The sequence below is a fragment of the uncultured Parvibaculum sp. genome (genome assembly GCF_963975745.1).
Lineage (GTDB): Bacteria > Pseudomonadota > Alphaproteobacteria > Parvibaculales > Parvibaculaceae > Parvibaculum.
In genome coordinates this window covers 108,798-123,619 of record NZ_CAXBIB010000001.1, presented here as the reverse complement: position 1 = coordinate 123,619, position 14,822 = coordinate 108,798, and the positions used below count along the sequence as shown (strand labels likewise).

Sequence of the window (14,822 nt, the reverse complement as noted above, 5' to 3'; positions counted from 1 at the left end):
CCGCCGCGATCCGCTTGCGGGGGGCGGGCCCCGCACCTATCATGCCGCCCCTCAAGGAAGCGCCGCGCGCCGCCCGACACCACGACCGGAAAGAGAAAGACCAGACATGCTCGATATGCTGCGAAAAAGCGCCTCCGGCTTCATCGGAATCGCCATTATCGGCCTGCTGGTCATTGCCTTTGCGCTCTGGGGCATCAACGACATCTTCACCGGCTATGGCGGCGATACGGTCGCCACTGTCGGCGACGAGAAGATCGATGCGGTATCCTACCAGCGCGAGCTGCGCGCCGAGATGGATCAGTTCGGCCAGCGCCTCGGCCAGCCGGTCACGCTGGAAACGGCGCGACGCTTCGGCATCGACCGCCTGGCACTGTCGCGGCTGATGAGCCTGGCCGCGCTCGACGGCGCCACCCGGCAGATGGGCCTGACCGTCGGCGACGAGATCGTCGGCGCCGACATCGTCAACGACCCGGCCCTGACCGGACCCTTCGGCAGCTTCGACCGCGAACTCTTCCGCCAGGCCCTGCGCAACCAGGGCGTCAGCGAGGAACGCTTCGTCGAGCAGCGGCGCAAATACATGGCCCGCCGCCAGTTGATCGACGTCATCGACAGCGGTGTCGTCGTGCCCGAAACGATGATCGGCGCGGTCAGCCGTTTCCAGGAAGAGACGCGCACGGTCGGCTACGTCATCCTGCCGCCGGCACTGGCCGGCAATCTCGGCGAACCGGACGAGGAAACCGTGCAGCGCGTCTATGAGGCCGGCGCCGCGGCCTTCACCCTGCCCGAGACCCGCGATTTCAGCTTCATGGTGCTCGAACCCGAAGACATCACCCATACGGTGACGATCTCCGACGAGGAACTGGCCGAAGCCTTCGAACAGCGCCGCGGCGACTACGACCGGCCCGAACGGCGCGACATCGTCCAGCTTCCCTTCGCCAGCGAGGCGGCCGCGGCCGAGGCGCGGGCGAAGCTCGCCGACGGCACCCCCGTCGCGGCCATCGTCGCCGAACTCGGCCTTTCCATGGCCGATGTCGAACTCGGAACGGTCACGCGCGACGCCCTGCTTTCGGACGAGCTGGCGGCGGCCGCCTTCGCGACGCCCGAAGGCCGGTTCAGCGAGCCGGTGCGCGGTCCGCTCGGCTGGGCCGTCCTGCATGTCCGCAAGATCGAGCCCGGAATGCTTGTCGACCTCGAAACGGTCAAGGACGAGCTGCGCGCCGCACTCGAACTCGAGATGGCCCGCGACCAGGTCTACGACATCCAGAACGCGATCGAGGACGAGCGCGCCGGCGGCGCCTCGCTCGAGGAAGTTGCCGCGCGCAACAATCTGACCGTGCGCCAGATTGCGGGCGTCACCGCCGACGGCAAGACGCGGGCGGGCGATGCGGTCGAACTGCCCGACCTGCCCGAATTGCTGCGCCTCGTCTATGAGACCGAACTCGGCGATGCGGCACCGCCCCATCACACCGATGACGGCTACTACTGGATCCATGTCGACGACATCGACCCGCCGCTGCTGCGTCCGCTCGACGAGGTGCGCGAGGAAGTCGTGCGGCTGTGGCGCGAACAGACCCGCGATGCGAAACTGATCGAACTGGCCGAAACGCTGACCGAGCGCGCCAACAAGGGCGAAAGCTTCGAGGCGATCGCCGCCGAAATGGGCCGCGCCGTGCTGACGGCGCCGGGCATGCGCCGCTATGGCCAGAGCGACACCTTCTCGCGCCAGGCGGTGGCCAAGGCCTTCGCAACGCCGGAAGGCGGCACCACCTGGGGGCCGGTCGGTCTCGGCGACGGGTTGGTGCTGATGCAGGTCAGGGACATCAGCGACCCGGAAATCGATCCGGCGTCCGACGCCTATGCGCAGACGCGCGATCAGGTGCTCGACGCCATCAAGTCCGACATGGTCTCGACCTTCATTTCCGGCTACCAGAATGAATTCGGGTTCGACATCAACACGCGCCTGTACGAACAACTGACGGCGACGGATTCCGGACTATGATCTCGCCGTCTTTCGACGAATTCGAGCGTGTCCATGCGACCGGCGCGGCGCAGGTCGTCTATCGGCGCCTGGTCGCCGATCTCGACACGCCGGTATCGGCGATGCTGAAGATCGCCGACGGCAAGCCCAACAGCTTCCTGCTGGAATCGGTTGAAGGCGGCGACGCGCGCAACCGCTATTCGATCATCGGCCTCAATCCCGATGCGGTCTGGCGCGCCCGGGGCGATTCTTCGGCGATCAACCGCAAGGCCCGCTTCGACGCCGACGCCTTCGAGCCCTGCGAAGGCGGCGCGCTCGCATCCTTGCGCGCCTTCATCGAGGAAAGCCGCATCGAGCTGCCGGAAGACCTGCCGCCGATGGCAGCCGGCGTCTTCGGTTACATGGGCTACGACATGGTGCGGCTGATGGAGCGCCTGCCGGACGAGAATCCGGACGCGCTCGGCCTGCCCGACGGCCTCTTCGTGCGGCCGACGATCATCGCGGTCTTCGATTCCGTGAAGGACGAGGTGACGCTGGTGACGCCGGTGCGCCCCGAGCCGGGCGTCACCGCAAAGGCGGCCTATGCGCGCGCCGAGGAACGTCTCAACGATGTCGTCGCCGATTTCGACCGCGCGCTGACCCATGCGCCGCAGCAACTCGATGTCGAAGCACTCGCCGAGCCGGCATCGAACACGCCGAAGGAACATTATTTCTCGATGGTCAGCCGCGCGAAGGAATATATCGCCGCCGGCGACATCTTCCAGGTCGTGCTGTCGCAGCGTTTCGAGACGCCCTTCGCGCTGCCGCCCTTCGCACTCTACCGGGCGCTGCGGCGGATCAATCCGTCGCCCTTCCTCTATTTCCTCAACTTCGCCGATTTCGCCATTGTCGGCTCGAGCCCCGAGATTCTGGTTCGTGTGCGGAACAACCGCGTCACCATCCGCCCGATCGCCGGCACGCGCCATCGCGGCCGGAACCGCGCCGAGGACGAGGCGATCGGCGAGGAATTGCTGGCCGACCCGAAGGAGCGCGCCGAACATCTGATGCTGCTCGATCTCGGGCGCAACGATGTCGGCCGCGTCTCGAAGATCGGCTCGGTCGAAGTGACCGAGAAATTCGCCCTGCAGCTGACCTCGCATCTGATCCACATCGTCTCCAATGTCGAGGGCGATCTCGACCCGGCTTACGATGCGATCTCGGCGCTGGTCGCCGGCTTCCCGGCCGGCACGGTGTCGGGCGCACCCAAGGTCCGCGCGATGGAGATCATCGACGAGCTGGAACTCGAGAAGCGCGGGCCCTATGCCGGCTGCGTCGGCTATTTCTCGGCCGCCGGCGAAATGGACACCTGCATCGTGCTCCGCACCGCCATCGTCAAGGATGGCCGCATGTATGTGCAGGCCGGCGGCGGCGTCGTCGCGGATTCAAGCCCTGAAGGCGAGTACGAGGAAAGCGTCAACAAGGCCAAGGCCCTCTTCCGCGCCGCCGACGAAGCCGTCCGCTACGCCTCGCAGGCGGGCAAGCGGCAGTAGGCGGGATTTTTTCTCTGTATTATTGGCCAAAACAAAAGTGTCACCCCCTGAGTTCACAAACGAAGTGCAACACCAGCCTGGGCACAAGGTGTTGCGATCGGGCACAAATACAGACAGTTCACTCTCGAAGACCGGTGCGAGATTGCCCGCCTGCGTGGCGAGGGCCGCACGATCCGGAGAATCGCTGCCGCTCCGGATCGGCTGCCTCGGCCTGTCGATCACGCATCTTCCCGGACAGCGCACGCCAATGCACGGACATGTGATGCGCATTGATTGGGCCGGGCGGCGATAGAGATCGAAACTCCGGGGGAGACAGCATCAATCCACCCCAGGAGCATCCAGATGATTATCGACGATATTCTCAAGGCCAGCGAGTCCGGCCTGGTGACAGCCAGCGGCGACACGCCCATGCAAGATCTGCTTTCCATGATGATGTCGGCTGGCGTCGGCTCAGTGGTCGTTCTCGGTCCCGGTGCCGCGGCACTTGGCATCGTGACAGAGCGGTCCATCATATCGGCCCTCGCGCGGAACGGGTCCGGGACATTCAGCCAGACAGCGCGCAGCTTGATGACGTCACCCGCACCGACATGTCGCCCGGGTGACAGTGTCCGTCAGGCCATGCAGACAATGACGCAGCTGCGGACAAGACACCTGCTTGTTACATCGGAACGGAAACTGCTCGGCCTCGTCAGCATCGGCGACCTTGTCAAATTTCGCATTCGCGATACCGAGCTGGAAAACTCGGTACTGCGCGATCTTGCCGGGGCGCATATGCTCGATTCCGGTCTTCGCGATTGACGGTCCCGCGTCCGTGCAATCCGCCTTCGCCTAGAAGTTGAGGGCGAACCCGGCGCCAAGCGCCAGGCCGGTTTCACCGTCGCCGCCAAGATCGCTGTCGATCAGATCCAGCGCCAGACCGAAAGTGCCGGCCCGTGTCGCCGCGAAATACTCGATCCGCGCCTCGACCGGCAGCGCATTGCCGTCGAAGCTCGAACGGCGCCGGTCGTAATTGACCGTGCCGTCAAGTTCGCGGCCCACCGGCACGCGGGCCGAAACCGTACCATCCGTGATCTGCAGCGGCTTGACCAGCGACAGCCGCAACAGGCTGTTCTCGTGGAGAACGTTCTTCGCCGCAAAGGTTGCGCCGAAATGATCGGCGGTCCAGCCATCGGCGGCGTCGAAAAGCGAACCGGCCGTGCCGAAGCTGTCGATGCTGGCGCGCGTATAGAAGGCGCTCACCGAATAGTTTTCGTCGATCTCGCCGGCAATGTTCAGACCCTGGAACTGTGTCAGCGCCTCTTCGCCGAGCGAGAGCGCCCCTTCCGAGACGATGCCGGCGACGCTGCCGCGCTCGTGAAGCGCCGCATAGGAGGCACCGACCGACCAGCCGTCGGCAATGCGATACGAAAGACCAAAGGCAGCAAAGCGGCTGTCGCCCTCGTTCTCGCCGGAGTTTTCGAGCAGGACCGGCGCATAGGGATCGTCCGCCGCGCCCGCCGCCGTCATGCCGAAGAACAAACCGTCGAGCCGCTCGGAAATCGGCGCCCGGAAGCTGACCGACATGGCGTTTTCGAACAGCAGGCCCGCCTCGCCGAGCGAGGAGAACATGACCTGCGAGAAGCGCTGCGGCGCGGCCGCGCGATTGTCGCTGGGCATCTCGGTCAGGAAAAGCTCCGGCGAGCCGAGGCCGGCATTCAGTTCATAGCCGTCGGCGACCATGTGGATGGCCGAACTCGGTTGCCCGTCGAGGCCGGTCACCGTCCAGGCCAGGACCGCCCGCTCGCCGCTGTCGAAATTGATCGTCTCCTGGCGCGAGACCAGACCCAGCACCGCGAGGCCCCGGCGCGACAGCGCGCGCGGCGCGGGTTCGCTCAGGCTGGCGGGATCGGCTTCGAAGGGACGCTCGAAAGCGTCGAACACGACGAGGCCCGAAAGCAGGTTCGGATCGCCGGCGCCCCGACGCGAGAAGAACGGCCGCCGCAGCCGCGGCCGGCGTTGCGCCGCAGGCGGCGTGACGGTCGGTCCGGTCGCAATGGTCGTGCCGCCGACCGCGGACAGCGCCGCCGGAACGTTGAGCAGGCCCCAGCCATAAACGGCATCGACGCCTCTTGCGCCGAGATCGGTCGCCGACTGCTTGATGATCGAGGCGATCTGGGACGGCGTCAGCGCGACATTCTTGTTGAGGCCGTCATGGGCAACCAGCGCAACGGCGCCGGCCACATGCGGTGCGGCCATCGAGGTGCCCGACGCCCAGGCAAGCTTCTGTCCCGGAATGTCGGACAGGATATCGTCGCCGGGCGCCACGATGAAGAAGTTGGCGATCCTCTCGCTGGCCGCACATCTGTTTCTCATCGCGATGCAGGCATTGCCGGGCCTGTTCGAAAAGCTCGAGATCCTGTTGTTGGCATCGACGCTGCCGACAATCAGCAGATGCGAGAGATCGGCGCTTGCCGTTCCGTTGTAACGCACGAGAGCCGCATTGGCGCCGTCATTGCCGGCGGCGCGGACGATGACGAAATCGTCCTTGTAGCCGGCAAAGAGCGGCAGCTCGCCATTCATGAAGATGACGCGGTAGGCCGACGGCCCGTAGCTCATGTTGACGGCCTTGATATTGGCACCGCTCACATTCTGCTGCCTGACGCTGTTGAGCGCGGCGCGCGCACCGTCATCCGCCACCCACCAGCGGTCGTCGAAGACGGCATAATTGTGGATATAGGCACCCGGCGCGACGCCGACGATGCCGATACCGTTGGCGCTGCCGCCGGCGATGCCCGAGACATGCGTGCCGTGGAAGTCGAACGCCGTGTAGGTGCCGGGATAGAGGATGTGGTTGGTGGTCTTGCCGGTCAGATCGACATGATGGCGGTCGGCCAGTGAGTCGAAGACGGCAATGCCGACGCCGGTGCCGTTGACCGTCTGGTGCAGCGTCCGGGTCACACCGATCTGTCCGAGATTCTTCTGGTAGGTCGAGGAATACTCGAAATCACTAGCCGTCGCGCCGAAGGCCGCGACGCAAACCGAAAGTCCCGCTGCAAATGCCGTGATGCCTGACCGTGTCATGTCTCTGCCCCTCGCTGTGCCCCCGCCGGGGCATGTAAGGTGCCGAATGCGGCTCCTGCCATATTGAGCCCTTTTCCGGACGAAGGAAACGTTAACGACGATGCTCAAATCGTCATCAATCGTGATTTCCTGCCGGGCTCCCGCACACGGGGACCGCAAGGCCCCGACCGCCGCCGCTTCGCCTTGCCCCGGAAGGCCCCGAAAGCCTATATAAAGCCTTGCGCGGCTCCCTCCGGGGCGGCAATCCGGGGATTTCGGCCATGCTGGTGCTGATCGATAATTATGACAGTTTCACCTACAACCTCGTCCATTTCCTGGGCGAGCTTGGGGCGGAGACCCGCGTCCACCGGAACGACAAGATCACCGTCAATGAGGTTCTGGCTGCCGCGCCGCAGGCCATTGTGCTGTCGCCCGGACCCTGCGACCCCGACAAGGCCGGCATCTGCCTCGATCTCATCCAGGCGGCCGCCGCCCACCGCATCCCGCTTTTCGGCGTCTGTCTCGGCCATCAGGCCATCGGTCAGGTCTTCGGCGGCAAGGTCGTCCGCGCGCCGACCCTGATGCATGGCAAGCTCAGCGCCATCCATCATGGCGGCAAGGGCGTCTTTCAGGGCCTGCCGAGCCCGATCGAGGCGACGCGCTACCATTCGCTGACCGTCGAGCGCGAGAGCTTTCCCGATTGCCTAGAAATCACCGCCTGGACCGCCGACGGCGTCATCATGGGCGCGCAACACAAGGAGCTGCCGATCCACGGCGTCCAGTTCCACCCCGAAAGCATCGCGTCCGAACACGGCCACGACATCCTGCGCAACTTCCTGCAACTCGCCCGCGTCAACACGCGCGAACTGGCGTGAGAGGGCGGCCTGCGATGAACGGTTCGAAAGCATCGGCGTTCGGCATCTCTTCCCACCCGCCCCTGGGGGGCGGGTCGAAAAATTCGAGCGCAAGCGAAGAATTTTTCGGGGCGGGGGCTGGGCTTCGACGGCGACCCCGCCCCGAAATTTGTTCCGCTCACGCTCCACAAATTTCGACCCTCCCCCAAGGGGAGGGTGGTCTTTCCATCGAACCTGCGAGAGCGCCGGCTCCATGACCGATCTCAAACCCACCATCGCCCATCTGGCGGACGGCAAGACGCTCGACCCGGCGGAAGCGCGCGCGGCCTTCGAGATCGTCATGTCGGGCGCGGCGACGCCGGCGCAGATCGCGGCCTTTCTGATGGGCCTGCGGGTGCGCGGCGAAACCGTCACCGAGATCACGGCCGGCGCCACCGTCATGCGCGAAAAGGCGCTGCGCGTCACGGCGCCGCGCGAGGCGATCGACATTGTCGGCACCGGCGGCGACGGCGCGGGCACTTACAACATCTCGACGGCGACCGCGCTTGTGGTTGCCGCCTGCGGCGTGCCGGTCGCCAAGCATGGCAACCGCAAGGCCTCCTCGCTGTCGGGCACCGCCGACGCGCTGGAGAGCCTCGGCGTCAAGCTCGATATCGGTCCCGCCGTCATCGCCGACTGCATCGACCAGGCCGGCATCGGCTTCATGTTCGCGCAGGCGCATCATGCGGCGATGAAGCATGTCGCGCCGGTGCGCGGCGAACTCGGCATCAAGACGATCTTCAACATGCTGGGCCCGCTTTCCAATCCGGCGCTGGTCAAGCATCAGCTTCTCGGCGTCTTCGACGCAAAATGGGTCGAGCCCTTCGCCGAAGCGCTGCGCAATCTCGGTTCCGAAAGCGCCTGGGTGGTGCATGGGTCCGACGGCCTCGACGAATTGACGACTACGGGGCCGAGCACGGTCGCCGAACTCAAGGGCGGCGAGATCCGCGTCTTCGAGGTGACGCCGGAAGAAGCGGGCGTCAAGCGCGCAAGCGCCGCCGAGCTCAAGGGCGGCTCGCCGGCGGAGAACGCGCAGGCGATCCTGCGTCTGCTCGACGGCGAGAAAGGCCCCTATCGCGACATCGTCATCCTGAACGCCGCAGCGGCGATGATCGTTGCCGGCAAGGCGGCGACGCTGAAGAAGGGCGCCGAACTTGCGGCGCTCGCCATCGACAGCGGCGGCGCGAAAGCCGCGCTCGACACACTGATCGCGGTTTCGAACGGGAACCCGTTCCATGGCTGACATTCTCGAAGAGATCGGCGCCTACAAGCGCGACGAGATCGCGGCGGCCAAGCGCGCCCATCCGATTGCCGATGTCGAGGCGGCGGCGCGCGCGGCCGCGCCGGTGCGCGGCTTCACGGCGGCGCTCCGTGCACGGATCGATGCGGGCGGTTACGCGCTCATTGCCGAAATCAAGAAGGCCAGTCCCTCCAAGGGTCTGATCCGCGCCGATTTCGATCCGCCTTCGCTCGCCCGCGCCTATGAGGCCGGCGGCGCCGCCTGCCTCTCGGTGCTGACCGACGGCCCCTCCTTTCAGGGCGCGCCGGATTATCTCGCTGCCGCCCGCGCCGCCGTGTCGCTGCCGGTCATCCGCAAGGATTTCATGTATGACGCCTATCAGGTCGCCGAAGCGCGTGCGATGGGCGCCGACGCGATCCTGATCATCATGGCCGCCGTTTCCGACGCGCAGGCGCGCGAGCTCGAAGACGCCGCTTTCGGCTGGAAGATGGACGTGCTGGTCGAGGTTCACGACGAGGCCGAGCTGACCCGCGCGCTTGCGCTCAGCAGCCCGCTCCTCGGCATCAACAACCGCAACCTCAAGACCTTCGAGACGACGCTTGAAACGACCGAGCGTCTGGCTCCGCTGGTTCCGGCCGGCCGGCTGATCGTCGGCGAGAGCGGCATCTTCGCGCCGGCCGACCTCGCCCGTCTCGCGAAAGTCGGTGTACGGACGTTTCTGGTCGGCGAGAGCCTGATGCGCCAGGCCGATGTGGAGGCAGCGACCCGCGCATTGCTGGCCGGTCCCGCCTGACCCCCGGGGACAAGTTGCGGGCATTTTTTGCGCCGCAACATCAAAACCGGGGATAAGTCCGACTTATCCCCGCCTCCGGGACCCCTCTCACCGGGTCTCGAAAATGGTTTGTGACAGTTTTGTGACAGTTGCGTGACAGAGGGGGGGTCTGCTGCCGATTCCACTGTCTCTCCGCCGTCACTTATCCCCGGTGCGCTGCTTCCGTGTCACCCTGTCATGCTGCCTGGAATCCGGAACGGAAAATGACCTGTGAAATCCGAAAGGCGCGTGCGGACGAGCTTCCGCTGTTCGCCGAAATCGAAATCGCCGCCGGCGCGCTCTTTGCGGAGGCCGGTCTCGGCGCCATTGCCGAGCATGGCGCGGCCGAGCCGCGCTTCGTTCAATCCGTTGCCCGTGCCGCAGGCATTTTCGTCGCCGTGACGGAGGGCAAGCCGGTCGGTTTCATCCTCGCCGCGCCGCTCGATCTTCATCTGCATATCTACGAATTGTCCGTACACCCCGATCACGGTCGGCAAGGTCTCGGCCGGCGCCTGGTGGAAGCGGTCTGCGCGGATGCCGCGGCGCGCGGTTTCAGGGCCGTCACGCTCTCGACCTTCCGTGACATCGCCTGGAACGGACCGTTCTATGCCTCATGCGGCTTCCGCATTCTCGACGAAAGCGAGTGGACGCCCGCCTTCTACCTCGCGCATTATCACGAAGAGGAACTCGGATTGCCGCTCGAACGCCGCTGCTTCATGCGCAAGGATCTGGACTGACGATGGCGAAGAAACCGAAGCTGACGCATCTTGATTCAAAGGGTGCCGCGCGCATGGTGGACGTTTCGGCCAAGCCCGCCACCTCGCGCAGCGCGACCGCCAAAGGCCGCGTGACGATGAAGCCTGCGACGCTGAAGCTCATTCTCGAAGACGGGCTGAAGAAGGGCAATGCGCTCGAAGTGGCGCGACTGGCCGGCATCATGGCGGCCAAGCGCACAGCCGATCTCATTCCGCTCTGCCACCCGCTGGCGATTGCGAAAGTCGAAGTCGATCTTCGTCCGGATACGAACAATTCATCGGTCGAAGTCGTGGCGACTGTGAAAGTGACCGGGCAGACCGGCGTCGAGATGGAAGCGCTGACCGCCGTCAGCGTCGCCTGCCTGACGCTTTACGACATGGCCAAGGCCGTCGACAAGGCGATGACGATCGGCGACATCCGGCTGACCGCCAAGTCCGGCGGCAAGTCGGGCGACTACAAGGCGAAATAGCAGATGGGACAACAACCTCTTCTTGCTGTCGATGAGGCGCGGACGCGCATTTTCGCCGCGCTTTCGATCACCGGCAGTGAAACGGTTGCGCTGTCCGACGCGCTCGGCCGTGTGCTGGCGGAAGAAGCGATTGCCCGCCGCACGCAGCCGCCGGCCGATCTCTCGGCGATGGATGGATATGCCGTGCGCGCCGATGATGTGACGCAGATCCCTGCCCGGTTGCGTATCGTCGGCGAAGTTCCCGCCGGCGGTTTTCACGACGGCACTGTCGGCAAGGGAGAGGCGGTGCGCATCTTCACCGGCGCACCGCTGCCGAATGGCACCGACAGCATTGTCATTCAAGAGGACACGGCGCGCGACGGCGACGTCGTTGTCGTCAACGAAGCGGGCGCGCGCGGCCAGCATGTGCGCGTTACCGGTCTCGACTTCCGGACCGGCGATGCCGGCCTTCCCGTCGGGCGCAAACTTTCATCCGCCGACATTGCCTTCGCCGCGGCGATGAACCTGCCGACGCTCGCCGTTCACAAACGCCCCGTCATCGCCTTCTTCTCGACTGGCGACGAACTCGTGCCGCCGGGAACCGAACCCGGACCGAACCAGATCGTCTCCGCCAACAACGCCGGGCTCGCTGCGCTGGTTGCCGAAGCCGGCGGCATACCGCTCGACCTCGGCATTGCCCGCGACGACGAAGACGATATTCGCGCCGTCGCCGCGCGCGCGGCCGATGCCGACATGCTGGTGACGCTCGGCGGCGCCTCGGTCGGCGAACATGATCTCGTCCAGCGGGCCCTCGCTCCCGCGGGCCTCGACATCGATTTCTGGAAGATCGCGATGCGTCCCGGCAAGCCGCTGATGTTCGGCAGGCTCGGCGATTTGCCGATGCTCGGTCTGCCCGGCAATCCGGTGTCGGCCTTTGTCTGTGCGACGCTGTTTCTCCGTCCCGCCATTGCGCGGATGCAGGCCGGCGACAGCGCACTCCACACCGCGCAGGCGCGGCTTGGCCGGGCGCTCCCCGCAAACGGCGCGCGCGAGGACTATATCCGCGCCGCGCTCGACCATGTTCCAGACGAGCTTCCGGTCGCCACGCCCTTCGAAACGCAGGACAGTTCGATGCTCTCGGTCCTCGCCCGCGCGGGCTGTCTGGTGATCCGGCCGGTTGGCGCGCCCGCCGCGCAAGCCGGTGAAACCGTTACGGTTTTGCCGCTGCGCGCCTGACTTATCCACAATTGCGCTTGACAGGCCATTGAGAACCAAACTAGAACGTTTCATGTCGTTTTTGTTTTGTTCCCGAGGTGCCCTGGGTGTCCCGCGAACATGGGGAGAGGCTGCAATCGATGCTGACACGCAAGCAACACGAACTGCTGATGTTCATCCATGAGCGGATCAAGGAGAGCGGCGTCTCACCCAGTTTCGACGAAATGAAGGAAGCGCTGGACCTGCGCTCCAAGTCCGGCATTCATCGCCTGATCACGGCGCTCGAGGAACGCGGCTTCATCCGCCGTCTGGCGCATCGGGCCCGCGCACTCGAAATTCTCAAGCTCCCCGAATCCGCCTCGCCGAGCCTCGCCACCATGCGCGGCAAGGGTTTCTCGCCCAGCGTCATCGAAGGCGGCGGCCGGGCCAAGGCAACCAGCCGCGACCTTGCGCCGGCGCGCAATGCCGAGGAGACGATGACGCTGTCGGTGATGGGCCGCATCGCCGCCGGCACGCCGATCGAAGCGCTGCAGGAAGAAAGCCATCAGGTCAGCGTTCCGCTCAACCTGCTCGGCAGCGGCGAGCACTATGCGCTCGAGGTCAAGGGCGATTCGATGATCGAGGCCGGCATTCTCGACGGCGATACGGTACTGATCCAGCGCTGCGATACGGCGGCGAGCGGCGACATCGTGGTCGCGCTGGTCGACGGCTATGAGGCAACGCTGAAACGGCTGCGCCGCAAAGGCGCGTCGATCGCGCTCGAAGCGGCCAACCCCGCCTATGAAACGCGCATCTTCGGTCCCGACCGCGTCAAGGTTCAGGGCAAGCTTGTCGGGCTGCTGCGCCGCTACTGATTCCGGTTTGCGAACTGGCGCTGCACCCAGGGACGGGCGCCGCGCATCTGCCGCGCTGTGGCGATATCGATGCCGCCATCGGTGCCGAAGGTCAGTGTCGTTGCGCCGCCCCGCCACAAATCGAAGTAATCCAGAACGAGTTCCGCACCGCATGACCGCCGGATACGGGGCGGGATCGGCACTTTGGCAATGACAATGTCGGCGAGCGTGCAATCGTCGATCGCACCTTCCAGAGTCGAGGCAAAGGCAACGATCGGACGGCCGGCCTGACGATAGACACAGCCATCGGCATCGCAGTTCATGTCGGGCGAACGCGCAGCCTCGCCGGGCGTGCGGTTGTCGCCATCATGCCGAAGCCATTGTTCGGCCGTATAGGCAGGACGGGCGGCAGCCAGCACCAGTCTGCCATCCGTGGCACGAACGGCAAGAAGCGCGGCATCGCGATCGATCAGCACGTCGGGCCTTGGCGTGGCTCCCCAGAGCGCGAAGCCGAGCAGCATTGGCGCCAGCCCCAGATAGCGCCAGCTCTCGCGCCAAAGGGCCAACCAGAGTCCGCCGAAGACCAGCAGCAACAGGGCAAGAAACGGCGCGTCGGCAACGAAACTGTCGGCCCCCTCCCAGCTTGCAACCTCATGGGCGACGCGCAGCATGCCATCGACTCCGGCGCCCATCACCCAAAGGGCCGGCGCATCGAGACCGAAAGGCATCAGCAGCAGCGCCAGCAACGCCATCGGCATCACCACGATGCCGACCAGCGGCATGGCCGCCATATTGCCGGCAAGGCCATAGACCGCGACACGATTGAAGTGAAAGGCCCCGATGGCACCGGTCGCGGCGCCTGCGACGATGCTGGTGAAGGCGAGGCCGAGCGCATAGGCCCCGATTCGGCGCGGCAGGTTTTCCAGTCCAAGTCGGTTCGGGCTCGATGTCAGCCGGCGCACGGTTTCGCTTTCATAGAAGGCGATCAGCGCCACGACGGCGGCGAACGACATCTGGAAACTTGCGCCAAGCAGGCTCTCCGGCCGCCAGAGCAGAATGACGATTGCGGCCAGCGCCACATTGCGCAGGCTGAGCGCCGGCCGGTCGAGCATGATGGCGACGAACATCAGCGTGATCATGATCCATGCCCGCTGCGTCGCGATGGCAGCACCTGAAATCGCCAGATAGAAGGTCGCCCCGACAAGCGCGACCGCCGCCGCCCATTTCTTGATCGGATAGCTGAGCGCCAGGCGTGGCACCAGTGCGAGACCGGCGCGCACCAGCCAGAAGACCGAACCGCCGAAAAGCATCATGTGCAGGCCGGATATGGCAAGCACATGCGCCAGACCCGCCGCGCGGAGGTCGGCGGCTGCGGCCTTCGGGATCGCCGCGCGCTCGCCGGTCACCAGTGCGGCCGACACTGCGCCCGCCGTGCCGCCGATCACCTCGCGGATGCGGGCACCGATACGCGTGCGCATGTCGGCCAGCATCGCCGCCGCGCCGTCCGGCGGCTCCACCTGTTCCGGCGCCGTGAACGCAAAGCCGACGCCGCCCAGGCCTTCGAACCAGACCTGTCGCGCATAGTCGAAGCCGCCCGGCATGACCGGTTCCGGCGGCGGCATCAGTCGTGCCCGAAGCCGCACCACAGCACCCGGCTCGATCATCATATCCTTCAGCCGAATGTTGACACGGACCCGCCTCGGCAAACGGTTGGCGGGCAATCCTGCAAAGGATCGCGGTGCAATGATGGCGATGCGTCCACCGGTGTCGGTCTCCTCAACCGCATCAACCCGTCCGACCAGTTGACCGGCCAGGGGTTTATCGAGGACCGGTCCGGCAACCAGATGCGTGCGTAACGAGGCGGCGGCAAGGCCGAGTGCCAGGCAAAGCAGGCCCGCCGTGAGGGGCGCCAGCAGCCCTCGCTGGCGAAGTGCGACATACCCGCCGGTCAGGACCGCCGCAAGCGCCCAGAGGATCATCGGCGATGGCTCGAAACCGACCGCGAAATAGGCCGCCACCCCCGTGGCGAGCAGAACCGGTGTCCAGAGAAACATCCGGTCGCCGTCCGCAACCATGCAGG

At 65.7% G+C, this 14,822-nt stretch carries 12 protein-coding genes; 10 read left to right on the top strand and 2 right to left on the bottom strand.

Annotated features, from left to right (window positions below):
- Nucleotides 1-106: 106 nt before the first annotated feature.
- The 3 genes from AAC071_RS00555 to AAC071_RS00545 all read left to right on the top strand — a co-directional run bounded on the left by AAC071_RS00555 (nt 107) and on the right by AAC071_RS00545 (nt 4,305).
- Nucleotides 107-1,999 carry a SurA N-terminal domain-containing protein gene (locus tag AAC071_RS00555; protein WP_339828699.1) on the top strand — a complete coding sequence of 631 codons (1,893 nt, stop codon included), beginning with the start codon at nt 107-109 and terminating at the stop codon, nt 1,997-1,999.
- Complete coding sequence (gene trpE, locus AAC071_RS00550) at nt 1,996-3,507, top strand: anthranilate synthase component I (RefSeq protein WP_339828697.1); 1,512 nt, start codon at nt 1,996-1,998, stop codon at nt 3,505-3,507. The genes AAC071_RS00555 and trpE overlap by 4 nt, the downstream gene beginning before the upstream one ends.
- Nucleotides 3,508-3,849: 342 nt before the next feature.
- Nucleotides 3,850-4,305 carry a CBS domain-containing protein gene (locus AAC071_RS00545; protein ID WP_339828694.1) on the top strand — a complete coding sequence of 152 codons (456 nt, stop codon included), beginning with the start codon at nt 3,850-3,852 and terminating at the stop codon, nt 4,303-4,305.
- A 30-nt stretch (nt 4,306-4,335) separates the two neighbouring features.
- Here AAC071_RS00545 and AAC071_RS00540 read toward each other — a convergent pair whose 3' ends face one another.
- Nucleotides 4,336-6,567, bottom strand: coding sequence for a S8 family serine peptidase (locus AAC071_RS00540; protein WP_339828690.1), 2,232 nt, complete (start codon nt 6,565-6,567; stop codon nt 4,336-4,338).
- Between the two features lie 260 nt (nt 6,568-6,827).
- Here AAC071_RS00540 and AAC071_RS00535 point away from each other — a divergent pair, with 260 nt between their 5' ends.
- From AAC071_RS00535 to lexA, 7 genes are all read left to right on the top strand, one after another.
- The gene (locus AAC071_RS00535; protein WP_339828688.1) at nt 6,828-7,421 is read left to right on the top strand and encodes an aminodeoxychorismate/anthranilate synthase component II; all 594 of its coding nucleotides are present in this window, start codon (nt 6,828-6,830) and stop codon (nt 7,419-7,421) included.
- A 232-nt stretch (nt 7,422-7,653) separates the two neighbouring features.
- Nucleotides 7,654-8,682 carry an anthranilate phosphoribosyltransferase gene (gene trpD, locus AAC071_RS00530; protein WP_339828685.1) on the top strand — a complete coding sequence of 343 codons (1,029 nt, stop codon included), beginning with the start codon at nt 7,654-7,656 and terminating at the stop codon, nt 8,680-8,682.
- Nucleotides 8,675-9,472 (top strand): indole-3-glycerol phosphate synthase TrpC, encoded by a 798-nt coding sequence (gene trpC, locus AAC071_RS00525; protein WP_339828683.1) that lies wholly within the window; start codon nt 8,675-8,677, stop codon nt 9,470-9,472. The genes trpD and trpC overlap by 8 nt, the downstream gene beginning before the upstream one ends.
- A 242-nt stretch (nt 9,473-9,714) precedes the next feature.
- The gene (locus AAC071_RS00520) at nt 9,715-10,227 is read left to right on the top strand and encodes a GNAT family N-acetyltransferase (RefSeq protein ID WP_339828681.1); all 513 of its coding nucleotides are present in this window, start codon (nt 9,715-9,717) and stop codon (nt 10,225-10,227) included.
- Between the two features lie 2 nt (nt 10,228-10,229).
- The gene (gene moaC / locus AAC071_RS00515) at nt 10,230-10,715 is read left to right on the top strand and encodes a cyclic pyranopterin monophosphate synthase MoaC (RefSeq protein ID WP_339828679.1); all 486 of its coding nucleotides are present in this window, start codon (nt 10,230-10,232) and stop codon (nt 10,713-10,715) included.
- A 3-nt stretch (nt 10,716-10,718) separates the two neighbouring features.
- Entirely contained in the window at nt 10,719-11,930 is a 1,212-nt protein-coding gene (gene glp / locus AAC071_RS00510; RefSeq protein WP_339828675.1) for a gephyrin-like molybdotransferase Glp, read from the top strand.
- 119 nt (nt 11,931-12,049) lie between these two features.
- Entirely contained in the window at nt 12,050-12,763 is a 714-nt protein-coding gene (gene lexA / locus AAC071_RS00505) for a transcriptional repressor LexA (RefSeq protein WP_339828672.1), read from the top strand.
- Here lexA and AAC071_RS00500 read toward each other — a convergent pair.
- Complete coding sequence (locus tag AAC071_RS00500) at nt 12,757-14,796, bottom strand: ComEC/Rec2 family competence protein (RefSeq protein WP_339828670.1); 2,040 nt, start codon at nt 14,794-14,796, stop codon at nt 12,757-12,759. The two genes, lexA and AAC071_RS00500, sit on opposite strands and share 7 nt — an antisense overlap.
- Nucleotides 14,797-14,822 lie beyond the last annotated feature (26 nt).

Excerpts from the sequence above, each read along its gene's own strand:
- AAC071_RS00500 (WP_339828670.1), bottom strand. The coding sequence starts at position 14,796 with ATGTTTCTCTGGACACCGGTTCTGCTCGCCACGGGGGTGGCGGCCTAT.
- trpC (WP_339828683.1), top strand. The coding sequence starts at position 8,675 with ATGGCTGACATTCTCGAAGAGATCGGCGCCTACAAGCGCGACGAGATC.
- AAC071_RS00535 (WP_339828688.1), top strand. The coding sequence starts at position 6,828 with ATGCTGGTGCTGATCGATAATTATGACAGTTTCACCTACAACCTCGTC.
- glp (WP_339828675.1), top strand. The coding sequence starts at position 10,719 with ATGGGACAACAACCTCTTCTTGCTGTCGATGAGGCGCGGACGCGCATT.
- AAC071_RS00540 (WP_339828690.1), bottom strand. The coding sequence starts at position 6,567 with ATGACACGGTCAGGCATCACGGCATTTGCAGCGGGACTTTCGGTTTGC.
- AAC071_RS00545 (WP_339828694.1), top strand. The coding sequence starts at position 3,850 with ATGATTATCGACGATATTCTCAAGGCCAGCGAGTCCGGCCTGGTGACA.
- moaC (WP_339828679.1), top strand. The coding sequence starts at position 10,230 with ATGGCGAAGAAACCGAAGCTGACGCATCTTGATTCAAAGGGTGCCGCG.
- lexA (WP_339828672.1), top strand. The coding sequence starts at position 12,050 with ATGCTGACACGCAAGCAACACGAACTGCTGATGTTCATCCATGAGCGG.
- AAC071_RS00520 (WP_339828681.1), top strand. The coding sequence starts at position 9,715 with ATGACCTGTGAAATCCGAAAGGCGCGTGCGGACGAGCTTCCGCTGTTC.
- trpE (WP_339828697.1), top strand. The coding sequence starts at position 1,996 with ATGATCTCGCCGTCTTTCGACGAATTCGAGCGTGTCCATGCGACCGGC.
- trpD (WP_339828685.1), top strand. The coding sequence starts at position 7,654 with ATGACCGATCTCAAACCCACCATCGCCCATCTGGCGGACGGCAAGACG.
- AAC071_RS00555 (WP_339828699.1), top strand. The coding sequence starts at position 107 with ATGCTCGATATGCTGCGAAAAAGCGCCTCCGGCTTCATCGGAATCGCC.